We start from the raw sequence: 23,715 nt of genomic DNA, 5'->3' as shown, positions 1-23,715 counted from the left end.
GGCGGGCGGCGTTGGACTGGATGAACCAGACAATATCCCCCACCGGAACAACGGACACCGACGAGATGACCACCATCACCGTTCCGGCGCATGAGCACGGTGTCGTGCGCGTCTTCAGCCTTTCCATGTCGGCGGACCAGGCGGAGTCGCTGCGCAACAGCCGTCACGCCCAGGCCGACGCGCTGGGGCTGAAGGAGATGGATCCGCGCGGGGTCGAGGTCTTCCGGATCGCCGATCTCGCCGATTTCGGCCTTTACGGCTACCTGCGCGACGGCGTCGATGCCGAAGAGGCGGATCTCGCCCGTGACCGGACCAAGCTGAAAGCGCTGGAAGGCTGGGTTCTGCTGGTTCACTCCAGCGCCTTCGAGGGGCGGCAGGTGGAATTCACGCCGACGCCGGAACTGACCCTGATCGGCACCTACGGACGTACCCAGCCGGATCCTACCCGGCTGGAAGTGGAGTCGGACGCGGCGAAGCCTTACTCTGGCAGTCCGACGATGACACCGCCGCAACCCGTTCGGGGGCGCCCCGGCAGCGTGATGGTGATCGCCGGTCTGGTGCTTCTGCTCATGCTGGTCTGCTGGTGGCTGCTGTCCTGACGCGCTGCGAGGCCGGCGCAGGGGTGCTTCCCTGGACCGCATTACGGTGCTAGGGGAAACATATGCAGGAACCCGAACCCGATCCCAAGATGTCAGGCCGCATCGCCATGATCGCGCTGCTGGTCGCCTTCGGTGTCGTCGCGCTCATGGTGTGGATGGCCTGATGATCCCCGAGCTCAGCTGGGCCCCGCAGCGGGCCGTCTTCATCAGACGCACGGCGATCAACGCGACGATCACCTGTGCCGTTCTGGTGGCGCTGGGAGCCCTGCTTTCTGTCCTTCTCGGTCTGACCTATCTCTGGGTGGTGCCCACGGCGGTTCTGATCACCGCCGGTTTCCTTTTCGATGACGCGCTGCGCTGGCGCGGGTCGAAATACGACCGCTGGCATCTTCAGGCCGGACACCTCGTCTATGAAAGCGGCGAAGGCACGGCGCAGGTGCCGCTCGCCGACATCGACCGCGTCTTTACCCGCATGGGGGGCCGTGTGGTGATCGAACTCTCGTCGGGACAGCGGATCGCCATGGGGAACCTGCCCTTTCCCGGCAAGACCGCCGCGGCGATCGATGCGGCCCGCCGGGGCGAAATCGGCGGCTGAGGTCAGCCGCGAAGTTGACCCTTGGTTCGGACAGCGATTTAGGGCAAGAGACGCCCGACCCAACTGACGAAGGCCCGCCATGACGTTGCACTTCATCAACGCCCAGCTTGTCGATCCCGAAGCGGGCCGAGTGACCCGTGGAACGCTCAGCGTCCGGGACGGCGTCATCGTGTCCGTCTCGGCAGACGAGACGCCCCCGCAGGAAGGCACACTGATCGACTGCAGGGGCAAGTACCTCGCCCCCGGCATCGTCGATCTTGGCGTGAAGGTTTGCGAGCCGGGCGAACGGCACAAGGAAAGCTATCGCAGCGCCGGCTTGGCAGCGGCGGCGGGCGGTGTCACCACCATGGTCACGCGCCCCGACACGACCCCCGCCATCGACAGCCCCGAAGTGCTGGAATTCGTCACCCGCCGCGCAAACGAGGCGGCGCCGGTCAACGTCGTTCCCATGGCCGCGCTGACGAAGGGCCGCGCGGGACAGGAGATGACCGAAATCGGGTTCCTGATGGACGCGGGCGCCGCCGCCTTCACGGATTGCGACCATGTGGTCACCGACACCAAGGTCTTCTCCCGCGCGCTGACCTACGCCCGCAGCCTTGGCGCACTGGTCATTGCCCACCCCCAGGAGCCCGTCCTCAGCGCGGGCGCCGCAGCCACGTCGGGCAAGTTCGCGTCCCTGCGGGGATTGCCCGCCGTGTCGCCCATGGCCGAGCGCATGGGGCTCGACCGCGACATCGCGCTGATCGAAATGACGGGGGCCAAGTACCACGCGGACCAGATCACCACGGCTCGCGCCCTGCCCGCTCTGCAACGGGCCAAGCGCAACGGTCTGGACATCACTGCCGGCATCGGTGTGCACCATCTCACGCTGAACGCGCTCGACGTGGCCGACTACCGTACGTTCTTCAAGCTGAAGCCTCCCCTGCGGGACGAGGACGACCGCATCGCCGTGGTCGAAGCCGTCGCCTCGGGGCTCATCGACATCATCTGTTCGATGCATACCCCCCAGGACGAGGAATCAAAGCGCCTGCCGTTCGAGGAGGCGGCATCGGGCGCGGTGGGGCTGGAAACCCTCCTGCCCGCGGCGCTGCGGCTGGTCCACGCCGGGATGCTGGATATGCCGACCCTCTGGCGCGCGTTGTCGCTCAACCCGGCACGGCGGCTGAACCTGCCGGGCGGCCGGCTGAGCAGCGGCGCGCCCGCCGACCTCGTGCTGTTCGATGCCGACGCGCCCTTCGTGCTGGATCGCACCACGCTGCGGTCGAAATCCCGCAACACCCCGTTTGACGGCGCACGGATGCAGGGTAAGGTCCTGAAAACCTACGTTGCAGGCAATTGCGTTTTCGAGGCCCCCAATGCCCATCATTGAAACTTCAACCGCTCTCCTGATCTTCTGGGGCGTCCTGGGTTACCTGCTGGGGTCGATCCCGTTCGGCATGGTTCTGGCCCGCGTGATGGGGCTCGGAAACCTGCGCACCATCGGGTCCGGCAACATCGGCGCGACGAACGTTCTGCGCACCGGGAACAAGACTGCCGCCGCACTGACCTTGCTGCTGGACGGCGCCAAGGGTGCCGTCGCCGTCCTGCTGGCGCGTGCCATGGCGGGCGAGGATGCGGCGCAGCTTGCCGGCCTGATGGCCATGCTGGGCCATTGCTATCCGGTCTGGCTGCGGTTCAACGGCGGCAAGGGTGTGGCGACCTTCCTCGGCATTCTGCTGGCCCTGGCCTGGCCCGTGGGGTTGGGCTGCTGCGCGGCCTGGCTGATTGGCGCGCTGACCAGCCGCATTTCATCGGTGGGCGCTCTCGCCGCCGCCTCTGCCTCCACGTTCCTGATGGTCGTGTTCGGCGCAGGACAGGCGCTTTTGCTTGGCGCGGTGCTGACCCTGCTGGTCTTCTGGCGGCATCGCGGCAACATCAAGCGGATCAAGGCAGGCACCGAGCCGAGGATCGGCAAGGCCGCGTGACCCCACCTGCCGACGTCGCGGGTCTGCTGCGCGCCCTGCCCGAAGGCACCCGACGAGGCCGCGCCCACGGACGCGCCTATGTGGCCAGCAAGAGCACCTTCAACGGGGGGCGGTCGATCAAGCTGGTGGCGGAACAACTGGGTGGCCCCGACTACATCAGCCTCAACTTTTATCTGCTCGAAAGCGGCCCGCGCCTCTTTCCGTGCGAGATGACCGCCGACAAGGTGATCGCGTTCCTGCGGACGTTCATCCCCGACCGGACCCCGGGCGAGGTCAATAACTGAAATCGGCGTAGATGCGGCTCAGGTCACCGCCCCAGGGCCCATGGTAGGCGTCCAGAAGCTCGTCCGCCGGCGTCTTGCCGCTTTCGACGCTGTCCTTCAGGGCGTTCAGGAAATGGGTCTCGTCGGGGACCAGCCCGCCGGCACCGGGCCGCGCACGGGCCTTCAGCCCGGCTTCGGAGAGCGCCAGCACCTCGCGCGCGACATCGTGCATCCGGATGCCCTGAACCTCCGCCTGAAGCCCCTCGATGCTCGCAGCCACGCGCAACCCGTCGCGCTGCGCGGCGGTCCATCCCTTGACCACGTCCCAGGCACCGTCCAGCGCCGCCTGATCGTACATCAGCCCCACCCAGAACGCGGGCAGCGCGCACAGCCGCCGCCACGGGCCGCCATCGGCGCCCCGCATCTCGATGAACTTCTTCATCCGCGCCTCGGGAAAGGCCGTGGTCAGGTGGTCGGCCCAGTCGCTCAGTGTCGGGGTCTCTCCCGGCAGGGCGGGCAGCTTGCCGGCGAGGAAATCGCGGAAGGACTGCCCAAGGGCGTCGATGTACTTGCCGTCGCGGTAGACGAAGTACATCGGCACATCGAGCGCATACTCCGCCCAGGCCTCGAACCCGAAGCCCTCGTCGAACACGAAGGGCAACATGCCGGTCCGCGATGCATCCAGATCGCGCCAAACCCTGCTGCGCAACGACTTGTAGCCATTCGGCTTGCCTTCGAAGAAGGGTGAATTCGCGAAGAGCGCCGTCGCGACAGGCTGCAAGGCCAGCGCCACGCGCATCTTGCGCACCATGTCCGCCTCGGATCCGAAGTCGAGGTTGACCTGCACCGTGCAGGTGCGCCGCATCATGATCCGGCCCATGGTACCGACCCGGCCCATGTAATCGTTCATCAGCTTGTACCGGCCCTTGGGCATCAGGTCCATCTGCTCGTGGGTCCACTCCGGCGCGGCCCCCAGCCCGATGAAGCCGACGCCGATCCGGTCGGCCACGTCCTTGACCTCCCGAAGGTGGCTGTTCACTTCGTCGCAGGTCTCGTGGATGGTCTCGACGGGGGCGCCCGACAGTTCCAGTTGCCCCCCCGGCTCGAGCGATACGTTGGCCCCGTCCTTTTCAAGACCGATCAGCTTGCCGCCCTCTTCGACCGGCGCCCACCCGTGCCGGTCGCGCAAACCCTCGAGCATGACGCGGATCGAGCGTTCCCCCTCGTAGGGCAGCGGCTTGTGCGTGTCCTTGCAGTAGCCGAACTTCTCGTGCTCCGTGCCGATCCGCCACTGGTCCTTCGGCTTGCAGCCCGCCGCGAGGTATTCGGCCAATTGCTCGTGCCGCTCGATCGGGCCGCCGCCGGACTGTGGGATGGACATGGGTGAAGGCTCCGCAACAAGGTCTCTGAAAGGTCAGGGATGGGCGATCAGGCAGGGCGTGTCAATGCAGCACGCGCACCGCCGGGGTGACCGGCGCGCGGTGCCAGATGACCACGGATTCGACCCCTCCCGTCCGAAGCTCGCTCAACATGCGCTCGGTGCGGATGCCCGGCAGCGTCGCGAAGGCGTCGAAGAGCGCCTCGGATCCCGCCGCGTTGACCGGGATCAGCAGCGGCGACTGGCCGGGCTGGTCGAGCCGCCAGTGCGCGGGATACATGTTTCGTTCCAGCCGCAGGCTGACCAGTTCGCGCAGGGCCACGGTCCCCCCCGTGAGCGGACCGAAATAGGTCACCTGGCCCTCGTCCACCTGCACCGCGCCGGGGCCGTCCCGCCCGGCGCGGAACCTCAGCCGCTGAACGCCGATCCACACCAGCGCCAGCCCGCCCGCGATCACCGGGTAACCGACAATGGCCAGCAGGAAGCCTGGCCCCGCCACCAGCCAGAGCCCGACCAGCCCGAGCGCCGCCCCCGCGATCACCTCGCGCCAGCGCCACAGCGTTTCGGCTGCCTCCGGGCGCAGGAACCTCATGACGCGCGCCCCCTCATTTCATTGTTCCAAAAATACACAGGTCCGCCCTCAGCCCCAGTCGCCCAACGCAAGCTGCCAGAGCGTCAGCGCGGCAACCGCCGCCGTGTCCGCCCGCAGGATGCGCGGGCCCAGACGCACCGCGACCGCCGCCTCCAACCGGCCCAGCCTTGCGCGTTCCTTCTCGGAAAACCCGCCCTCGGGACCGATCAGGATGGCCCACGGCCCGCGCGTCTCCAGACCGGCACCGCCCCCCTCGGCGGCCAGCGCCTCGTCGCAGAACATCAGGTGGCGTGCGCCGTCCCATCCGTCCAGCAGCCTGTCGAGGCGAACCGGTTCCGCCACTTCGGGCACGTAGGTGCCGCCGCATTGCTCCGCCGCTTCGACCGCATGGGCCTGCAACCGATCCGTCTGGACCCGACCCGCATTCGTGAACTCGGTCATGACCGGCACGATCCGCGCCGCGCCCATCTCTGTCGCCTTCTCGACGATGAAATCGGTGCGGGCCTTCTTGATCGGCGCGAAACAGAGCCACAGGTCGGGGGGCATGCGCAGCGGCCGGGTCTGCTCGAGGCAGGACAGTTCGCCGTCGCGCTTGCCCGCGCGGGTCACCTCGGCAAGCCATTCTCCGTCGCGTCCGTTGAACAGCGCGACCTGTCCGCCGACGGTCTGCCGCATGACCCCGAAGAGGTAATGCGCCTGCGCCCGCTCCAAAGGAACCGTTTGCCCCGCCCCCAGCGGGTGATCTACATACAGCCTGATCTTCGCACTCATGAGGTTCATATATGCAAGACCAGCCCGCCGCGCCAGATGGTCCGGACACCGCACAACCGGGGACCGGCACCGTCGCGGACGCGCCACCCGACAACTGGGTGGACCGCTACGCGCCCGCGGGCCTGCGCCCCTACCTGCGCCTGTCCCGCGCCGACCGCCCGATCGGCACATGGCTGCTGCTGCTGCCCTGCTGGTGGGGGCTCGCGCTGGCGATCCTGCACGACCAGTCGCCGCGATGGGAAGACCTGTGGATCTTCGCGGGCTGCGGCATCGGCGCCTTCCTGATGCGCGGCGCGGGCTGCACGTGGAACGATATCACGGACCGCGACATCGATGACAAGGTGGCGCGCACCCGGTCCCGCCCGATCCCGTCGGGGCAGGTCTCGGTCCGCCAGGCGCTGGCGTGGATGGTCCTGCAGGCGCTGCTGGCCGCGTGCATCCTCTTCACGTTCAACTGGACCGCAATCGGCTTGGGCGTGCTGGCCCTGCTTCCAGTCACGATCTACCCCTTCGCCAAGCGGTTCACCTGGTGGCCGCAGATCTTTCTGGGCCTCGCCTTCAACTGGGGGGCCCTGCTGGTCTGGACGGCGCACATCGGCCGGCTGGAATCCCCTGCCGTGCTGCTCTACGTCGCGGGGATGGCATGGACGCTTTTCTATGACACGATCTATGCGCATCAGGATGCCGAGGACGACGCCCTGATCGGCGTCAAGTCCACCGCGCGGCTCTTCGGGGACCGCAGCCCGCACTGGCTGCGACGGTTTCTGGCGGCGACTGTCGGGCTGATGGGCCTCGCCGTGATCTTCTCGGCGCTTCCAGACGCCTCCGTATTGGCACTGGTGCTCGCCCTTGGCGGCCCCTGGGCGATGGGATGGCACATGGCCTGGCAGCTGCGAGGTCTCGATCTGGATAACTCCTCGAAAATGCTTCAGTTGTTTCGGGCCAACAGGGATACAGGCATGATCCCGCTGCTGTTCTTCGGCGCGGCACTGCTCGCATGATTGCACGCCCCGCCCCCGGCGCGTATCAAGACGGCAGCGTTCACGATCACGAAGTATAGCCATGCGCCTGTCCGCCGTCCTGACCATCACCCTGACCTTCGTCGCCGCCGCGGTCGTCGCCCTCGTGGCGGCGAATTTTTCGGTGAAGCTGATCGAGGAAACGTCGGAGATCGGGGTACGGGATGCGTTGGACGATCAGGGGATGACATGGGCCGAGGTGCAGGCGAACGGGCTTCAGGTCACCCTGTCGGGCATGGCCCCGACAGAGGCGGTGCGTTTTCGCGCCCTCACGACGGCCGGCTCCATCGTCGATGCGGCCCGGGTGATCGACGACATGGAGGTGGAAGCCCAGGCCGCCATCGCGCCGCCCCGATTCTCCGCCGAAGTCCTGCGCAACGACAGCGGCATTTCCATCATCGGCCTGATTCCGACATCGACCGACCGGGAAGCCGCCATCAGCCGGTTCAGGAAGATGTCCGGGGGAACCGAAGTCGCCGACCTGCTTGAACAGGCCGATTACCCCGCCCCCGCCGGCTGGGAAGAGGCGCTCGGCTTCGCCACCACGGCAATCGCCCGGCTGCCCCGTGCGAAGGCATCAATCGAGGCCGGCCGCGTCTTCATCACCGCGATGGCCGACAGCCCCGAAGTCAAGGCCGAGATGGAAGCCGACCTCAAGCGCGCGGCCCCCCCCAACCTGAAGCTCACGCTGGACATCTCAGCCCCGCGTCCGGTCATCACCCCCTTCACGATGCGCTTCGAACTCGACGCCGACGGCGCGCGTTTCGATGCCTGCGCCGCCGACACGGAGGCCGCCCGCACGAGGATCCTCGCTGCCGGCGAACGCGCCGGCGCCCCCGCGAACAGCCGCTGTACCGTAGGCCTCGGCGTGCCGAGCCCGAACTGGTCGGAAGCGGTGCTGCAGGGGATCGACGCCGTCCGGCGGCTGGAAGGCGGATCGGTGACGCTGGCGGACGCCGACATGACGCTGATCGCGCAGCCCGGCATCGACCAGGGCCTTTTCGACGACGTGGTGGGCGAACTGGAAACGTCCCTTCCCGAAGTCTTTGCCCTGACGGCGAAGCTGCCCGAAGTCGAGGATCCCAACGCCGGTCCGCCGGAATTCCTCGCGACCCTCAGTCCGGAGGGCCAGGTTCAATTGCGCGGCCGTGTCACCGACGCGGCCCTGCGGGAGCTCGCCGACAGCTACGCCAAGGCGCGGTTCGGCTCGGAAAAGGTCTACATGGCCGCCCGCATCGACGAGGACCTGCCCGACAGCTGGGCGCCCCGCGTTCTGACCGGGCTCGAGGCATTGGCGGCGCTGTCCAACGGCGCCATCACCGTGACCCCCGACAGCCTGTCCGTCACCGGCAACACCGGCAACCCGGACGCCAGCACCGAGATCGCCTCCCTCCTGTCCGACAAGCTCGGGGAAGGCGCGGAGTATGACATCGACGTCACCTACCAGGAAAAGCTGGACCCCGTGCTTGGCCTGCCGACTCCCGACGAATGCGAGGCCGAGATCGCGGAAGTGGTCAAGGTTTCCAAGATCAACTTCGAACCCGGCAGCGCCACGATCGACTCCAGCGCCCTTGGCACGATGGACGATATCGCCGAGATTCTGAAACGCTGCGGCGACCTGCCGCTGGAGATCCAGGGTTATACCGACAGCCAAGGCCGCGAATCCATGAACCTCGCCCTGTCGCAGTCGCGCGCCGAATCCGTGCTGAACGAACTGCGCGCCCGGCGCGTGCTGACCAGTTCCTTCACCGCCAAGGGCTACGGCGAGGAAAACCCCGTGGCCGACAACAAGACCGAAGAAGGACGCGAGGCCAACCGCCGCATCGAGTTCCGCCTGATCCGTCCCGACACGGTGGAATTGCCGGGGCAAACAACGCTGGAATCCCTGGCCCAATCAAGCGATACAGAGGCGGATCAAGTCGAAGAAGGCCCCACCGATGAGCAGAACTGAATTCGTCCTCGCCACCGCGATCATCCTCTTCGTGGCATTCTGCCTCGGGTGGTTCGCGAACTGGCTGCTGCACCGGTTCACCCGGGTCGCGGCGGGCGATGTGGCGCAGCTCGACAAGATGAGCCAGGAACTGCACGAGGCAGAAGAAACGCGCGACCAGGCAATCACCTACCTGCAACAGCGCGAGGCCGAACTGACCAACCAGCTGGCACAGACCGAAGCGGAATTGCGGGCCGCCATGGACGGTTTGCGCGACGCGCGGCACGAGGCCGAGGAAATGCGCGCATACATCGACCGGCAGCAGGCGGGCTGATCGCCCGCCATTCCGCCGCCGCCGTTTCAGGCCACGGTCATCACCGCGCATTCCGCGGTTCTGCTGATCTCCTGCGAGGTCGATCCCAGAAACAGGCCTTTCACCGCCCCAAGACCGCGTCGCCCGGTGACGATCAGATCGGCCTTTGCCGCCTTGGCCCGCGCCAGCACGTTCTCTGCCGGTATGCCGTGGCCGATATGCACTTCCGCCTCGGGCACGCCGGCCTCTGCCGCGATGCCCCGCGCGCGTTCCGCCACCTTGATCGCCGCTTCGCGCAGCATCTCGTCATGGGCCGCCGTGGGGCCGACGTAGAAGCCCGAAATCGCCTCCGCGGCGAAGGTCACTGTCTCCTCGAGCGGCGTGTGGCAGATCTCCAGCCGCGCATCGAATTTCAGTGCCAGTTCACATCCCATCTTCAGCGCGCGTTCCGCCGCCTCGGACCCGTCGAAACCGACAACGATCGACTTAATCATCTCGAATCCTCCTGTTTGTTCGCCCCATCATACCACGGCCATCCACCGCAACCTTGATATGGGTCAAACCGCGTGACGTCAGGACCAGCGGTCCAGCGCCTCCTCGTCCTCGTCCTTGGCCGCCACCCACGTGCTGCCCTGCGCGGTGATCTCACGTTTCCAGAAGGGCGCACGGGATTTCAGGTAATCCATCAGAAACTCCGCCGCCTCGAACGCGTCCTTGCGGTGGGGGGCGGCGGTCGCGACCATCATGATCATCTCGCCCGGTTTCAGCTTCCCGTGCCGATGGATCACGAGGGCGTCTCCGAGCGCGAACCGCTCTACGGCCCGCGCGGTCATCTCCGTCAGCGCCGCTTCGGTCATCCCCGGATAATGCTCGATCTCCATCACCTCCAGCGGATCGTCCGGCAGGTCGCGCACCACGCCGGTGAAGGTCACGATCGCCCCCATGTCGGCCCGCGCGGTGGCAAAATCCGCAACCTCGCGGCCGAGATCAAAGGGGTCGGACTGTACCGAGACACGCATGTTTCAGCCCCCGGTCATCGGCGGAAAGAACGCGACCTCGCGCACGCCGTCGAGGGAGGTATCGAAATCCGCCAGCTCCTGATCCACCGCCACCCGCAGCGCCGACAGGTCCTCGAAAGCGGCGGCATAGCGTTCCTCGCGCGCGCGCAATTCGTCAACCAGCTCGTTGACGGTGCGCGCGCTCGACTGCACGGTCTCTCGCGGCAGACCGATCCGCTCGCGCACCCATGCGAAATACAACACGTTCATGGCCTGCCCTCCCTGAGATGCGGCAATGCCTTGGCGAGATAGTCGGCCCCGGTGATGGCCGTCAACGCCGCGGCGATCCAAAGCAGCACCAGCCCGATGCGGCCGGCCCATTCCATGCCGGCCAGTTTCCACCACAATCCCAGCTCGTCCTCGACCTCTCCGTTGAGAATGGCCGAAATGGTCTCCTCATCCATACCGAAGACCGACATGCCGAGATAATGCTCGAAGACACCCTGGCTGAACAGAACCGCGATGGCGATCATCTGCAACGTCGTCTTCCACTTGGCCAGCTTGGTCACCTTCAGCGTCCCCGCCACGTCGCCGAGATACTCGCGCAGGCCGGAAACGAACACCTCGCGGAACAGGATCAGCGTCGCCGGCAGGACCAGCCAAGGCGACCAGCTTGAAAAGCCGATGATGACCATCAGGGCGATCACGACCATCGCCTTGTCGGCGATCGGGTCCAGCATGGCGCCAAGCTTTGTCTCCTGCTTCCAGGCGCGGGCGAGATACCCGTCGAACCAGTCCGTCACCGCCGCCGAGATGAAAAGCAGCAGCGCGAACCAATCCGCGTAGGGCCGGGTAAAGTACAGGAACATCACCGCGACTCCCGGCGCGGCCACCAGACGCAGAAGCGTCAGAACATTGGGCAGATTCCACTTCATGGCCGCACCCTACCCTGCAGGCGATAGGCGCGAAAGCACCAACCGCGCATCTCTTTCCGGGTATCGGTTTTCCCGTCGGGCGGTCGGGAAAACGGCCACCGGGGAGGCCGTGAATGCGCAGGCTGCACAGCCGCGCCCCCGGTCAGCCACGGTCGTGGAAAAAGGCATAAATCGTCTCGGCCAGCGCATCGGATACACCTTCGACCGCCTTGAGGTCACTCAGGTTCGCGCGGCTGACCGCCTTGGCCGATCCGAAATGCGCCAGCAGAGCCCGTTTGCGGGCCGCTCCCACACCCGGCACGTCGTCAAGGGGGGTGGCCCCGACGGACTTCGCCCGCTTCGCCCGATGCGTGCCGATGGCGAAGCGGTGCGCCTCGTCCCTCAACCGCTGCACGAAATAGAGCACGGGATCATTGTGGCGCAGCGCCATCGGCCGCTTGCCGACGCGGTGGAACTCCTCCTTGCCCGCATCGCGATCCACCCCCTTGGCGACACCGACCATCGGGATGTCCTCGACACCGTATTCGCGCATGATCGACGCCACCGCCGAAACCTGCCCGGCGCCGCCGTCGATGAGCAGCAACTCGGGCCAATGCCCTTCCTTGCGCTCCGGATCTTCCTTGATCAGCCGTTTGAACCGGCGCCGCAGCACCTCCTTCATCATGCCGAAATCGTCGCCGGGCGTCAGTTCGTCTCCGCGAATGTTGAACTTGCGATACTGGTTCTTCATCATCCCGTCCGGCCCGGCGACGATCATCGCGCCGACGGCGTGGGCGCCCTGGATGTGAGAGTTGTCATAGACCTCGATCCGCTGTGGCGGGCCGGGCAGGTCAAAGGCCGCGGCCAGACCGTCCAGGAGCTTCCCTTGGGTCGCTGTCTCGGCCATCTTGCGTGCGAGGCTTTCGCGCGCGTTGCGCAGGGCGCCGTCCACCAGCTCGGCCTTTTCGCCGCGCTTGGGGACAAGAAGCTCGACCTTGCGGCCCAGCTTTCCCGACAGCGCCTCCGCCATCAGGTCCGGGTTCTCGATCTCGTTGCTCAGGATCAACTGGCGCGGTGGCTCGCGGCTGTCGTAGAACTGGCCGATGAAGGCTTCCAGCACCTCGGCGGCATCCACGTCCGCCCCGACCCGGGGATAATAGTCGCGGTTGCCCCAGTTCTGGTTCGCCCGGATGAAGAACACCTGCACGCAGGCCTGTCCGCTGTCCATGTGCAGCGCGATGATATCGGCCTCGGACACGCCCTTGGGGTTGATCCCCTGCGCCGTCTGCACCTGGGTGAGCGCCTTGATCCTGTCGCGCAGGGCCGCCGCGCGCTCGAATTCCATCGCTTCGGACGCCTCCGCCATCTCCGAGGCGAGCCGCGCCTGAATATCGGTCGTCTTGCCGGACAGGAACCGCTCCGCATCCCGCACCGACTGGCGGTAGTCCTCACTGCCGATCTTGCCGACGCAGGGCGCGCTGCATCGTTTTATCTGGTGCTGGAGACAGGGCCGCGTGCGGCTGTCGAACATGGAATCCGAACAATCCCGCAACAGGAACACCCGCTGCAGCTGGTTCAGTGTCCGGTTGACCGCGCCCGCACTGGCGAAAGGACCGTAATAGGCCCCCTTCTCCTTCTTGGCGCCACGGTGCTTCTTGATCTGGGGATAGTCGTGACCGGTCGTCACGAGGATATTTGGAAAGCTCTTGTCGTCGCGCAGGAGCACGTTGAACTTGGGCTTCAGCTGCTTGATGAGGTTCTGTTCCAGCAGCAGCGCCTCGGTCTCCGTGCGCGTTGTCAGGAACATCATCGAGGCGGTATTCGCGATCATCCGGGCAATGCGGGGAGAATGCCCCGTCGGCCGCGCGTAGCTGCCGACCCGTGCCCTCAGATTGCGGGCCTTGCCGACGTAGAGCACACGGCTTTCCGCATCCAGCATGCGGTACACGCCGGGCGAGGTGTCGATGGTCTTGAGGTAGCCCTGGATCACCTCGTGACCCGGACGGGGCGCGGTTGATTCGTTCGTCATCGCGGTAACCTGATTCTTCGGTTTGCCTGCAACAGGCGGCGGGCTGTGACAAGGTTGAACATGTCCACTAAACCTGTGGATAATTCTGCTGATAACTCTGTGGCAGTCGGAAATTTTCCTTGAATCCGCGCCAGTTCGTTAGTTTGCACAAATTTTAAGCGCATTATCAAGGCATTGATATCGCTTATAAATTTTATGAGCATTGAGCAATCCGTTGAAATCAAAGGACTTTTGAAACGGTTTTGTAACAGCTTTGCGGCGCGGTGCAGAACTTCGAACCGTCGGCTATTCCACGCCGATGATATCGCGGGTCTGCCAGACAAGGTGCTGGCCGCCATCGATGCACAAGAGCTGCCCGGTCACGGCCGGAGAATTGAGGAAATAGCCCAGCGCGGCGGTGATGTCCTCGCGATTCGCACCACGCTCCAGCAGGGTGCTGGCGCGCTGTTCGGCGAAGTGGTCCTCGCTCTGGCGGGCGCCTTTCAGTGTCGGCCCCGGACCGATGCCGTTGACCCGGATCGCGGGCGCCAGCGCCTGTGCGGTGGTCCGCGTCATCGCCCACAGCCCCATCTTGGCGATGGTGTAGGTCATGAACTCGGGCGTCAGCTTGCGCACCCGCTGGTCGATCATGTTCACGATCAGACCCGTCGCGCGCGGCTCTCCGTTCTCGTCCTCTTCGGGTTCGAGCCCCTGCGCAGCCATCGCCTGGGTCAGCACGAAAGGTGCGCGCAGGTTGCTGCCGATGTGACGGTCCCAGCTGTCGCGGGTGGCCGATGCGACGGTGTCGTGATCGAAGATGGATGCATTGTTCACCAGACAGGTCACCGGCCCGCCCAGCGCCTCGGCCGCACGGGGCAGCAGCGCCTCTGTGGCGTCGAGGTCCAGCAGGTCAGCCTGCAGTGCCACCGCCCGGCGTCCCATGCGCCCGATCTCGGCCACCACTTCCTCCGCGGCATCGGCGGAACTGGCATAGTGCACGGCCACGTCGTGGCCACGCTCCGCCAGGTAGAGCGCCATCGCGCGGCCCAGTCGTTTGCCCGCGCCGGTCACCAAGGCCCGCTTCATCACCATTGCCGTCTCCTCACATCAGCACCAGAACCAGATACAGCGCATATAGGGCGGACAGCACGATGCCCCAAACCCGCGTGATATCTCGGCCCAGGTGGACGAAGGGGATCAGCAGCAACGACGCGCCCAGCATCACCCAGAGGTCGAACCGCAGGAATTCCGGATCGACACCGATGGGTCCGACGAGGCTGGCGATGCCGATGATCGCCAGAAGGTTGAACATGTTCGAACCGATCACGTTGCCCAGCGCCACGTCCGCCTGTCGGCGCAGCGCCGCCATCACCGTCGTCGCGAGTTCCGGAAGCGAGGTGCCGACAGCCACGAGGGTAAGGCCGATCACCGTGTCGCTCACGCCATAGGCGGTCGCGATGATCGTCGCGTTTTCCACGAGCAGGCTCGCACCCAGCGGCAGACCGATCAGGCCCAGCAGAAGGAACAGCCCGATCTGCCAGCCGGGCATGTCCGGGTCGGCGCCTTCGGGTTCTTCCGCGTCGTCACCACGGCAGGCATTGCGATGATTGCGGGCCTCGCTGAACTGGTCGAACAGCACGTAGGCAAGACCGCCCAGCAGCACCAGCCCCGCCAGCCAGTCGAACACCCCCCTGGAGGCAAGCCCGATGAACAAGACCGAGGCCGCGATCATGAAGTTGAAGGTCTTGCGTGTATCGCATTCGGAGGTGTGCATCGTCGCCAGCAGGGCCGGAATGCCCAAAACCAGCAAGATGTTCGCCGTGTTCGACCCGACCACGTTGCCCAGCGCGATGCCCGGGGCGTTGTCCAGCACCGCCTTGATCGAAATGAGCAGTTCCGGCGCCGAGGTGCCGAACGCCACGATGGTCAGGCTCACGATCAGGGCGGGCACGCCCAGCCGCAGCGACAGGTTCACGGCCCCCTTCACCAGCGCATCGCCGGCCAGCAGGAGGATCACGAGGCCCAGAATGGACAGCAACCACGGCATCAGCATCAGCGATTGCCCCCGCAGCCACAGGGGCCCTTGCCGATCCGGTAGCGTCCGCAGCCGTCACATTTCGTCTGGCGCAGGCGCTTGCCGCCGATCCAGTGCATCTTGCCGAACCATGCCATCAGGCCCATGAAGACCAAGAAAAGAAGGACGATCTTGAAAACCATTCAGAGCCCAAACCGCGCAAAGGCCGCGCGTTCTTCGATGCCATGGGCCAGGTCCTCCACGACCCGCGCGCCGAACCGCGACAACAGCCCCTTGCGGGCGCCGTAACGGCGGAACTTCACCTTGTCGCCAAAGCGGTCCTTCATCATCGGGCGCAGGTGGCCGATGCCGTCGATCAGGCCCAGTTCGGTGGCGCGTCTGGCCAGCCATATCTCGCCGGTGAACAGGTCACGGTCGCTGGCCAGCTTGCCCGCGCGCCGGTCGGTCACATGTTCCTTGAAATTGCCGTGAATGTCCTCGAGCAGGCCTTTCAGGCGTGCGACATCCTCGGGGTCTTCGGGGCGGAACGGGTCCAGCATGCTCTTTGACTCGCCGGCGGTGTAGACCCGCCGTTCGACGCCGTGCTTGTTGATGAACTCATGCGCGCCGAATGAGGCCGAGATCACCCCGATGGACCCGAGGATCGACGACGGATCGGCATAGATCTCGTCCGCCGCCGTGGCCAGCCAATAGCCGCCCGAAGCGGCGACATCCTCCACAAAGGCGATCACGGGGATCTTCTTCTCTTCGGCCAGCCTGCGGATGCGCGCCCCGATGAGGGACGACTGCACCGGGCTCCCGCCCGGCGAGTTGACTTCGAGCGCGACCGCATCGGGCTTGCCCCGGCTGAACGCCTTTTCGATGACCGGCCCGAGGGTCGCATCGTTCAACACGCCCCGGCCCGACGTGCTGATGATGCCTGAAAGCCGGATGACGGCAACTGTCGGACCGGATTTGACGAAGGGCAGGTACTTGTTCATGGACCCCATGTAGAACGCCGGCGCAGGCCAAACAAGGAGTGCCCCCGGTTTATTGGCGAATGCGCCACCCGGTCCGGAAGATCCACCAGATCACGCCGAGGCAGATCGCCGTGAACAGCCCGATTGCCAGCAGGCTGGTGACGATCGGCACGTCCGCCTTGTCGTAGAACGCCCAGCGGAACCCCGAGATGAGGTAGACCACCGGGTTGAACATCGACACCGTTTGCCAGAAGGGCGGCAGCATCGAGATGGAGTAGAAGGATCCGCCGAGAAACACCAGCGGGGTGACGATGAGCAGCGGAACGATCTGCAACTGTTCGAAGTTGCCCGCCCAGATTCCAAGGATGAAACCGAAAAGCGCGAAACTGATGGTCGTCAGCAGCAGGAACGCCACCATCGCCAGCGGATGCGCGATGCTGAAATCGACGAAGAAGAAGGCGGTCAGCAGGATGATGAAGCCAATGATGAGCGCCTTCGTCGCGGCGGCACCGACGTAGCCCATGACGATTTCAAGAAAGCTGATCGGTGCAGAGAGCAGTTCGAAGAAGGTGCCGATGAACTTGGGGAAGTATATCCCGAAAGATGCGTTCGAGATCGACTGCGTGATGACCGTGAGCATGATCAGCCCCGGCACGATGAAGGCGCCGTATCCAACGCCCTCGACCTCGTCGATCCTGCTGCCGATGGCGGCGCCGAAGACCACGAAGTAGAGAGAGGTGGAAATCACCGGCGCGAGAAAGCTTTGCGCGATGGTGCGGAAGAACCGCGCCATCTCGAACAGGTAGATCGAACGGACAGCCATCCAGTTCATGCCGCATCCTCCTTGACGAGGTTGACGAAGATGTCTTCCAGGCTCGATTGGCGCGTGACCACGTCCCGCAATACCAGCCCCTCGGCTGAAACGTCGGCCAGCAGCTTGGTGATCCCGGTCCGCTCGGCGTTGGTATCGTAGGTGTAGATCAGCGCGTTACCGTCCTCCGACAGCTTCAGGGCGTCCGAGCGCAGCCCCTCGGGCACATCGGTCAGCGGTTCGGTCAACTGCACTTCCAGTTCCTTCTGGCCCATCCGGGTCATCAGCGTCGCCTTCTCCTCCACCAGCAGCAGCTCGCCGTGGGCGATGACGCCGACCCGGTCGGCAATCGCTTCCGCTTCCTCGATGTAGTGGGTCGTCAGGATGATGGTCACGCCATCGGCCTTCAGGCTGGCGACGATCTCCCACATGTCCTTGCGCAACTCCACGTCCACGCCCGCGGTCGGCTCGTCCAGGAACAGAACGCGCGGATCGTGCGCGAGCGCCTTGGCAATCAGCACACGGCGCTTCATCCCGCCCGACAACTCCCTGATCTGGTTGTCTTTCTTGTCCCACAGGGACAGCTGGCGCAGCACCTTCTCGATGTTGGCGTCATTGGGCGACTTGCCGAAGAGCCCGCGCGAGAAACGCACGGTGTTGATGACCTTCTCGAACGGTTCGAGGTTGATCTCCTGCGGCACCAGCCCGATCATCGACCGCGCCGCGCGGTAGTCGGTCAGAATGTCATGACCGCCCACCGTGACCGTCCCGCTCGTCGGCATCGTGATGCCGCAGACGGTCGAGATGAGCGTCGTCTTTCCCGCGCCGTTCGGGCCCAGAAGGGCGAGGATTTCGCCCTCCTCTATCCCGAGGTTGACGCCTTTCAGCGCCTGGAACCCGCCCTTGTAGGATTTGCGCAGGTCGGTGATTTCTACGATATTCGGCATGCAAAGCCCCCTTCATCCCGCGCGAAGGTAGTCGGCGGGCTCACAAAGTAAACAGTTCCGTTCAGTCCTTCGACCGTCCGAACCATCCCTTCTTCTTCGGGGTATCGTCGTTGTTTTCCGCATCTTCCGCCGGCCCCTCCAGCGTTTCCTGAAGGTTGTCGAAAAACTGGTCCGCCATCTTCTTGGCGAAGCCGTCGATGATCCGGCTGCCCAACTGAGCGAGCTTGCCGCCCACCTTGGCTTCCACGTCGTAGCTGAGCTCAGTGCCGCCGTCCTTCTCGGCAAGGCGGACGTCCGCGCCCCCCTTGGCGAAACCCGCGGCGCCGCCCTTGCCCGCGCCATCGATCTTCATCGACTCGTTGGGCACAAGGTCGGTGATCGTGACCTGTCCCTTGAAGGTCGCCTTCACGGGGCCGACCTTCTGCACCACGGTCGCCTCGTAGCCGTCCTCCACCGATCCCGTCACCTCGGTCGCGCCGGGCACGCAGGCCTTGAGCACCTCGGGGTCCAGCAGGGCCGCGTAAACCTCTGACGGGGGCGCCGCAATCTGGCGGGTGTCTGACATCTGCATTGGAGTCCTCCGGGTTATTCGGCGTCAGGATAGTCAAACTGTGCGGACTTTCCAGCGGCAAACGCTCTGGACAGCGCAGGCTGGACTGGTAGGTCATTGCCATGACCACCCTAATGCAGAATCGTGCCGGCCCCGCCATCGCTTTCGTCGTGGCGGGGATTCTTGCGATTTCGGTCAACGACATGCTGATCAAGCGGCTCTCCGGAGGCTATCCGCTGCATGAACTGGTCTTCGTCCGGTCCGCCATCGGCATCCTGTTCAGCCTCGTGCTGGTCCAAATCGAAGGCGGCTGGCGCATTCTCAAGACCGATCGGCCCGGCCTGCACCTGCTGCGCGGCGCGCTGGTGGTCATCGCGAACATGACCTTCTTCGTGGCGCTGGGGGCGATCCCGCTGGCGGATGCGACGGCACTGTTCTTTGCCGCGCCGCTGTTCATCACCCTGCTGTCGATCCCGATCCTGGGCGAAAAGGTCGGCCCCCTGCGGCTGGGCGCCGTCACCATCGGTTTCGTCGGCGTCGTCATCATGCAGCGGCCCTGGGCGGGGACAGAGACCCTGGAGGTCTCGCGGCTGGTCCTGTTGCTGCCGGTCCTCGCCGCGCTGACCTACGCCCTGAACCAGCTGATGACCCGCAGGCTGGGGGTCAAGAGCAAGGCATCGGCATTGTCGGTCTACATCCAGACGGTCTTCATCGTGGTGTCGCTGGGGTTTTTCGTGGTCGCGGGCGACGGGCGCTTCGTGGACGAGAGCAGCTCGGCCTCCATGCAGTTCCTGCTGCGCGCCTGGGTCTGGCCTGCGCCGGGCGACGGCTGGGTGTTTGTCGGCATGGGATTGAACGCGGCGGTGATCGGCTATTGCCTGAGCGCCGCGTACCGGATGGCCGATGCGGCGACGGTGGCACCCTTCGAATACCTCGGCCTGCCGCTGGCGGTGTTCTGGGGCGTCGTGATCTTCGGCGACCTGCCCGCCTGGGAGGTCTGGATCGGCATCGCCCTGATCCTCGGCTCGGGGTTGTTCGTGTTCCTGCGCGAGCGGCAGAAAGCGCGCTCGACGGTCAGCCGCCCGACCACCCGGCGGTACTGAGGTCAGCGACAACCTATCTCGATGTACCGCCCTCTGCGTGGCCCTGCATCGCGCTTCGGGCCATTTCAGTGCGGTCATAGCCCGGATCGGGGCTGTGAGGCGCGTGCACAGGTGGAGGCAGGAGGCTCTTGCGCCGACTTGCGCGCACCCTTGCCCAGACGATCAGCGCAATCACCAGAGGCGGGATCGAGAGAAGGATGATATCGCTGGGTGTCATGTTTTCATGAGTGGCATGAGGTGAAATTCCCGACCAGACCGGAATTTTCGAAAATTCCGGACCGTTTTCTTCAAAGAAAACGGCTACTCCGCCTCCGACACCTGTACCACCACCTTGCCCGTCGCCTTGCGGGTCCGCAGCAGGTCCAGTGCCTCGTTCGCCTGTTCCAGCGGCAGCACGTTGCTGACATGCGGCCTGATCCTTCCTTCGACATACCAGTCGAAAAGAGTGCGGAAACTGTCGGTCAGCACGCTGGGTTTGATCCGCGCGTAGCCGCCCCAGTACAGGCCGAGGACCGTCAGGTTCTTGACCAGCAGGATGTTCGCCGGAATTTGCGGCACCTCTCCGCTTGCGAAACCCAGCGGCAACAGCCGGGCCTCGGGGTTGCAGGCGCGCATCGCCGCCTTGAACTGGTCGCCACCGATCGGGTCATAGACCACATCGGCCCCGCCAAGCGCCTTGACCGCCGCGCGGATGTCGTCGCTTTCGGAATCGACCAGGTGATCGGCGCCCAGCTTGCGGCAGATCTCCAGCTTGTCCTTGCCACGGGCACAGGCGATGACCTCCGCGCCCATCAGCGTGCCCAGTTCCACCGCCGTCAGCCCCACGCCGCCCGAGGCGCCAAGCACCAGCAGGCGCTCGCCGGGTTTCAGACCCGCCTTGTAGTCCAGCGCAACGTGGCTTGTGCCGTAGGCGATCAGGAAGGCCGCCGCGTCAACCGCGCTCATCTCGTCGGGGATCGGCACGCAGACGTCGGCGGGCAGCACGGCGTATTCCGCCAGTCCGCCATGCCCCGTGTAGGCCGCGATGCGCTGGTCCTTCGCCAGGCCCTCGACCCCGTCGCCCAATCCCTCGATGCGGCCGGCCAGTTCCATGCCCATGGTAAAGGGCAGCGGCGGCTTTTCCTGATAGGTTCCCTTGATCATCAGCGTATCGCCGAAATTCATGCCGCAGGTTTCCACCCTGACCAGCACTTCACCCGGACCGGGGACAGGCAACTCCAGCTCCTGAAGGCTGAGGGGTTCGTCGTAGGCGGTTACTTGCATGGCGCGCATCGGGGTTCCTTTCGATTTGCGATGGTTTCACCAGCCGGAGACGCGAAAGGCAAGGCCGCGCGGCTCAGCCAGCGTAGATCACCGACCGGATGCCGTAGGCAACAACACCCAGCGCCGCGATGCTGAGCGCCCACAACAGGACGAACCAGCCTAGCTTGCGCATCCAGGGCGGCATCAATGGTACCCCTCTTCCGGGTCGATCTTGCCCCGGAAGACCCAGTAGGCATAGGCGGTGTAGGTCAGGATCATCGGGATCAGCACCATCGTCCCCACCAGGGTGAACCAGAGTGAGCTGTCGGGGGCCGCCGCATCCACGATCTTCAGTTCATGCGGCACGATGTAGGGATAGAAACTGATCCCGATGCCGATGAAGCCGAGGACGAAGAGGCTCAGCGCGCAGAGGAACGGCTGCACGTCCCGGTGCTGCTGCAACCCTCGGAACAACCCCAGGACGCACAGCGCCACGAGCACCGGCACGACAAAGCTGAACGCCATCGCGGGAAAGACGAACCAGCGTTCGAAATAGACACTGTCAAGGAACGGCGTCCACAGGCTGACCGCCGCCATGAACCCGACGGTCGCCATGCCGAAGGGCCATGCCAGCCGCCGCATGTGGGCCTGGATACGGCCCTCCAACTTCATGTTCAGCCAGGTCGCGCCGAGCATCGCATACCCCACCGTCACCGCCAGCCCGGTCAGGAGCGAGAACGGCGTGAGCCAGTCCCACCATCCGCCCGAATAGGCGCGATTTTCGACCTCGATCCCCTGCACCAGCGCCCCCAGCGCGATCCCCTGGCAGAGCGAGGCCAGCAGCGAGCCGCCGAAGAAGGCGATATCCCATGTGCCCTTCCAGCGCTTGGTCCGCCAGCGATATTCGAACGCGACGCCACGGAACACCAGGCCCAGCAGCATCAGGATGATCGGCATGTAAAGCGCGGGCATCACCACGGCGTAGGCCAGCGGGAACACCGCGAAGAGCCCGCCGCCGCCCAGGACCAGCCAGGTTTCGTTGCCGTCCCAGATGGGTGCTACGGAATTCATCATCACATTGCGCTCCTTCTCGTCCTTGGTCAGCGGAAAGAGCAACCCCACCCCAAGGTCGAAACCGTCGAGGATGACATAGACCAGCACCGCGAAGGCGATGATGCCGGCCCAGATGAAGGACAGTTCCAATCCCAGCATGTCACGTCATCCCCTTGTCTTCATGTTTTTCCTGGACCTGCGCCGCCGGGGTGGTCCCGGCGGTACGGGTCGGTCCTTCGTCCGTCATCGGCGCGTCGCTGACCGGCTTGATCGGCTTGTTCATCAGGCGCAGGATATAGTAGGTCCCGGCCCCGAACACGAAGAAGTAGACGATGATGAACGCGATGAGCGAGGCCGCCACCGCCGGGGCTGCCACCGGCGAAAGACTGTCGGATGTCCGCAGCAGCCCGTAGACGGTAAAGGGCTGGCGGCCCACCTCGGTCGTGATCCAGCCCGCCAACACGGCGACGAACCCCATCGGCCCCATCACCATCGACGCGCGCCAGAGCATGGGCGCGTCGAACAACCGACCTCGCGCCCGCGCGATCAGCCCCCAGACACCCAGACCGAGCATCAATAAACCGAGGCCGACCATAACCCGGAAGGAGAAGAAGACGATGGCCACCGGCGGCTCGTCCTCGTCCGGGATGGTATCGAGCCCGGCGAGCGGCGCGTTCAGGTCGTGCTTGAGGATCAGCGAACTCAGCTTGGGGATCTCCACCGCATAGTCCACCCGCTTTTCCGCCTGGTTGGGGAGCCCGAACAGGATCAGCGGCGCACCGTCAGGGTGACTGTCGAAGTGCCCCTCCATCGCCATCACCTTGGCGGGCTGGTGTTCGAGGGTATTGATCCCGTGAAAGTCGCCCGCCGCGATCTGCAAGGGGGTGACAAGAACCAGCATCCACATCGCCATGGAAAACATGCGCCGTGCCGGGGCGTCCTTGCGGTCACGCAGCAGATGCAGCGCGCCCACCGCGCCCACCACGAGCGCCGTGGTCAAAAAGGCCGCGAGCACCATGTGCGTCAGCCGGTAGGGGAAGGATGGATTGAAGACGATCTGCCACCAGTCCTCGGGAATGAACTGGCCCAGCTCGTTCATGCTGAACCCTGCGGGCGTCTGCATCCAGGAGTTGACCGACAGGATCCAGGTGGCCGAGATCAGCGTGCCGAAGGCGACCATGCCGGTCGCCAGCATATGAAGGGTCTCGCCGACCCGCTCGCGGCCGAACAGCATGATGCCAAGGAAACCCGCCTCTAGGAAGAACGCCGTCAGCACCTCGTAGGCCATGAGCGGCCCGATCACCGGCCCGGCCTTGTCCGAGAACACGGCCCAGTTGGTGCCGAACTGGTAGGACATGACGATGCCCGAAACGACCCCCATGCCGAAGGCGATGGCAAAGATCTTGACCCAGTAGTTGAACAAAATCAGGAATGTCTCGTCGCGCGTCCACAGCCAACGCGCGTTCAGCACCGCGAGGAAACTGGCCAACCCGATCGAGAACGCCGGAAAGATGATGTGGAAGGAAATGGTGAAGGCGAACTGCACCCGGGCGAGTATCTCTGCGGAGTATCCGTCCAACATGGCCTGACCTTTCTATCAACTGCCCCCGACATAGGACCATTGACCGGCGAGTACAGCGTCACATTTCGCCGCAGCCGGGACCTTCTTTT

At 65.1% G+C, this 23,715-nt stretch carries 29 protein-coding genes; 9 read left to right on the top strand and 20 right to left on the bottom strand.

Annotated features, from left to right (window positions below):
* Window positions 1-20 precede the first annotated feature (20 nt).
* The 5 genes from BOO69_RS03535 to BOO69_RS03515 all read left to right on the top strand — a co-directional run bounded on the left by BOO69_RS03535 (window position 21) and on the right by BOO69_RS03515 (window position 3,442).
* On the top strand, window positions 21-599 hold the full coding sequence (locus BOO69_RS03535) for a hypothetical protein (RefSeq protein ID WP_156874853.1): 579 nt from the start codon (window positions 21-23) through the stop codon (window positions 597-599).
* A gap of 163 nt (window positions 600-762) precedes the next feature.
* Window positions 763-1,194 carry a hypothetical protein gene (locus BOO69_RS03530; protein WP_071970357.1) on the top strand — a complete coding sequence of 144 codons (432 nt, stop codon included), beginning with the start codon at window positions 763-765 and terminating at the stop codon, window positions 1,192-1,194.
* Window positions 1,195-1,273: 79 nt separating this feature from the next.
* The gene (gene pyrC, locus BOO69_RS03525; RefSeq protein ID WP_071970356.1) at window positions 1,274-2,563 is read left to right on the top strand and encodes a dihydroorotase; all 1,290 of its coding nucleotides are present in this window, start codon (window positions 1,274-1,276) and stop codon (window positions 2,561-2,563) included.
* A complete protein-coding gene (gene plsY, locus BOO69_RS03520) occupies window positions 2,550-3,158 on the top strand; it encodes a glycerol-3-phosphate 1-O-acyltransferase PlsY (RefSeq protein ID WP_071970354.1) in 609 nt (202 codons plus the stop codon). The genes pyrC and plsY overlap by 14 nt, the downstream gene beginning before the upstream one ends.
* A complete protein-coding gene (locus tag BOO69_RS03515) occupies window positions 3,155-3,442 on the top strand; it encodes a hypothetical protein (protein WP_237267555.1) in 288 nt (95 codons plus the stop codon). Before plsY ends, BOO69_RS03515 begins: the two co-directional genes overlap by 4 nt.
* Here the strand turns inward: BOO69_RS03515 and BOO69_RS03510 are convergent.
* The 3 genes from BOO69_RS03510 to BOO69_RS03500 form a co-directional block, all read right to left on the bottom strand.
* Window positions 3,432-4,802: a glutamate--cysteine ligase gene (locus BOO69_RS03510; protein ID WP_071970352.1), complete on the bottom strand. Its 1,371-nt coding sequence runs from the start codon at window positions 4,800-4,802 to the stop codon at window positions 3,432-3,434. The two genes, BOO69_RS03515 and BOO69_RS03510, sit on opposite strands and share 11 nt — an antisense overlap.
* Before the next feature lie 61 nt (window positions 4,803-4,863).
* Window positions 4,864-5,391, bottom strand: a complete 528-nt coding sequence (locus BOO69_RS03505; RefSeq protein ID WP_071970350.1) for a hypothetical protein — start codon at window positions 5,389-5,391, stop codon at window positions 4,864-4,866.
* Window positions 5,392-5,439: 48 nt separating this feature from the next.
* Window positions 5,440-6,162, bottom strand: coding sequence for a 16S rRNA (uracil(1498)-N(3))-methyltransferase (locus BOO69_RS03500; RefSeq protein ID WP_071973617.1), 723 nt, complete (start codon window positions 6,160-6,162; stop codon window positions 5,440-5,442).
* An 11-nt stretch (window positions 6,163-6,173) separates the two neighbouring features.
* Between BOO69_RS03500 and ubiA the strand changes: the two genes are divergently transcribed.
* From ubiA to BOO69_RS03485, 3 genes are all read left to right on the top strand, one after another.
* Window positions 6,174-7,163, top strand: coding sequence for a 4-hydroxybenzoate octaprenyltransferase (gene ubiA / locus BOO69_RS03495; protein ID WP_071970348.1), 990 nt, complete (start codon window positions 6,174-6,176; stop codon window positions 7,161-7,163).
* Window positions 7,164-7,224: 61 nt separating this feature from the next.
* A complete protein-coding gene (locus tag BOO69_RS03490) occupies window positions 7,225-9,132 on the top strand; it encodes an OmpA family protein (protein WP_071970346.1) in 1,908 nt (635 codons plus the stop codon).
* Window positions 9,119-9,445, top strand: coding sequence for a hypothetical protein (locus BOO69_RS03485; protein ID WP_071970344.1), 327 nt, complete (start codon window positions 9,119-9,121; stop codon window positions 9,443-9,445). Before BOO69_RS03490 ends, BOO69_RS03485 begins: the two co-directional genes overlap by 14 nt.
* A gap of 26 nt (window positions 9,446-9,471) precedes the next feature.
* On the opposite strand, the gene BOO69_RS03480 is transcribed toward BOO69_RS03485, so the two are convergent.
* The 12 genes from BOO69_RS03480 to BOO69_RS03430 form a co-directional block, all read right to left on the bottom strand.
* Window positions 9,472-9,918 carry a universal stress protein gene (locus BOO69_RS03480; protein WP_071970342.1) on the bottom strand — a complete coding sequence of 149 codons (447 nt, stop codon included), beginning with the start codon at window positions 9,916-9,918 and terminating at the stop codon, window positions 9,472-9,474.
* Between the two features lie 78 nt (window positions 9,919-9,996).
* Window positions 9,997-10,443, bottom strand: coding sequence for a molybdenum cofactor biosynthesis protein MoaE (locus tag BOO69_RS03475; RefSeq protein WP_071970340.1), 447 nt, complete (start codon window positions 10,441-10,443; stop codon window positions 9,997-9,999).
* Window positions 10,444-10,446: 3 nt separating this feature from the next.
* Window positions 10,447-10,692 carry a molybdopterin converting factor subunit 1 gene (gene moaD / locus BOO69_RS03470; RefSeq protein ID WP_071970339.1) on the bottom strand — a complete coding sequence of 82 codons (246 nt, stop codon included), beginning with the start codon at window positions 10,690-10,692 and terminating at the stop codon, window positions 10,447-10,449.
* On the bottom strand, window positions 10,689-11,357 hold the full coding sequence (pgsA, locus tag BOO69_RS03465) for a CDP-diacylglycerol--glycerol-3-phosphate 3-phosphatidyltransferase (RefSeq protein WP_071970337.1): 669 nt from the start codon (window positions 11,355-11,357) through the stop codon (window positions 10,689-10,691). Before pgsA ends, moaD begins: the two co-directional genes overlap by 4 nt.
* A 142-nt stretch (window positions 11,358-11,499) precedes the next feature.
* Window positions 11,500-13,365 (bottom strand): excinuclease ABC subunit UvrC, encoded by a 1,866-nt coding sequence (gene uvrC / locus BOO69_RS03460; protein ID WP_071970335.1) that lies wholly within the window; start codon window positions 13,363-13,365, stop codon window positions 11,500-11,502.
* 285 nt (window positions 13,366-13,650) lie between these two features.
* Window positions 13,651-14,430: an SDR family oxidoreductase gene (locus BOO69_RS03455; protein ID WP_071973616.1), complete on the bottom strand. Its 780-nt coding sequence runs from the start codon at window positions 14,428-14,430 to the stop codon at window positions 13,651-13,653.
* 16 nt (window positions 14,431-14,446) lie between these two features.
* Entirely contained in the window at window positions 14,447-15,394 is a 948-nt protein-coding gene (locus tag BOO69_RS03450) for a calcium/sodium antiporter (protein ID WP_172839564.1), read from the bottom strand.
* A 2-nt stretch (window positions 15,395-15,396) separates the two neighbouring features.
* Window positions 15,397-15,561, bottom strand: a complete 165-nt coding sequence (locus BOO69_RS23190; RefSeq protein WP_172839491.1) for a hypothetical protein — start codon at window positions 15,559-15,561, stop codon at window positions 15,397-15,399.
* Entirely contained in the window at window positions 15,562-16,359 is a 798-nt protein-coding gene (locus BOO69_RS03445; protein WP_071970333.1) for a S49 family peptidase, read from the bottom strand.
* 49 nt (window positions 16,360-16,408) lie between these two features.
* Window positions 16,409-17,170, bottom strand: a complete 762-nt coding sequence (locus BOO69_RS03440; RefSeq protein WP_071970331.1) for an ABC transporter permease — start codon at window positions 17,168-17,170, stop codon at window positions 16,409-16,411.
* Window positions 17,167-18,096 (bottom strand): ABC transporter ATP-binding protein, encoded by a 930-nt coding sequence (locus tag BOO69_RS03435; protein ID WP_071970329.1) that lies wholly within the window; start codon window positions 18,094-18,096, stop codon window positions 17,167-17,169. The genes BOO69_RS03440 and BOO69_RS03435 overlap by 4 nt, the downstream gene beginning before the upstream one ends.
* A 61-nt stretch (window positions 18,097-18,157) precedes the next feature.
* A complete protein-coding gene (locus tag BOO69_RS03430; protein WP_071970327.1) occupies window positions 18,158-18,667 on the bottom strand; it encodes a CoxG family protein in 510 nt (169 codons plus the stop codon).
* Between the two features lie 101 nt (window positions 18,668-18,768).
* Between BOO69_RS03430 and BOO69_RS03425 the strand changes: the two genes are divergently transcribed.
* Window positions 18,769-19,749: a DMT family transporter gene (locus tag BOO69_RS03425; RefSeq protein ID WP_071970325.1), complete on the top strand. Its 981-nt coding sequence runs from the start codon at window positions 18,769-18,771 to the stop codon at window positions 19,747-19,749.
* A gap of 13 nt (window positions 19,750-19,762) precedes the next feature.
* Here the strand turns inward: BOO69_RS03425 and BOO69_RS23320 are convergent, their stop codons facing one another.
* The 5 genes from BOO69_RS23320 to BOO69_RS03405 all read right to left on the bottom strand — a co-directional run bounded on the left by BOO69_RS23320 (window position 19,763) and on the right by BOO69_RS03405 (window position 23,626).
* Window positions 19,763-19,966 (bottom strand): hypothetical protein, encoded by a 204-nt coding sequence (locus BOO69_RS23320; protein WP_216637006.1) that lies wholly within the window; start codon window positions 19,964-19,966, stop codon window positions 19,763-19,765.
* Between the two features lie 83 nt (window positions 19,967-20,049).
* Window positions 20,050-21,021, bottom strand: a complete 972-nt coding sequence (locus BOO69_RS03420) for an NADPH:quinone oxidoreductase family protein (RefSeq protein ID WP_071970323.1) — start codon at window positions 21,019-21,021, stop codon at window positions 20,050-20,052.
* 64 nt (window positions 21,022-21,085) lie between these two features.
* Window positions 21,086-21,196 carry a DUF2474 domain-containing protein gene (locus tag BOO69_RS03415; RefSeq protein ID WP_071970321.1) on the bottom strand — a complete coding sequence of 37 codons (111 nt, stop codon included), beginning with the start codon at window positions 21,194-21,196 and terminating at the stop codon, window positions 21,086-21,088.
* The gene (cydB, locus tag BOO69_RS03410) at window positions 21,196-22,203 is read right to left on the bottom strand and encodes a cytochrome d ubiquinol oxidase subunit II (RefSeq protein ID WP_071970318.1); all 1,008 of its coding nucleotides are present in this window, start codon (window positions 22,201-22,203) and stop codon (window positions 21,196-21,198) included. The genes BOO69_RS03415 and cydB overlap by 1 nt, the downstream gene beginning before the upstream one ends.
* Window position 22,204: 1 nt before the next feature.
* Complete coding sequence (locus BOO69_RS03405; RefSeq protein WP_071970316.1) at window positions 22,205-23,626, bottom strand: cytochrome ubiquinol oxidase subunit I; 1,422 nt, start codon at window positions 23,624-23,626, stop codon at window positions 22,205-22,207.
* Window positions 23,627-23,715: the final 89 nt, after the last annotated feature.

The organism is Sulfitobacter alexandrii (assembly GCF_001886735.1).
GTDB classification, from domain to species: Bacteria; Pseudomonadota; Alphaproteobacteria; order Rhodobacterales; family Rhodobacteraceae; genus Sulfitobacter; species Sulfitobacter alexandrii.
The sequence above is the reverse complement of the archived record's forward strand: the minus strand, read 5'-3'. Positions and strand labels throughout refer to the sequence as shown.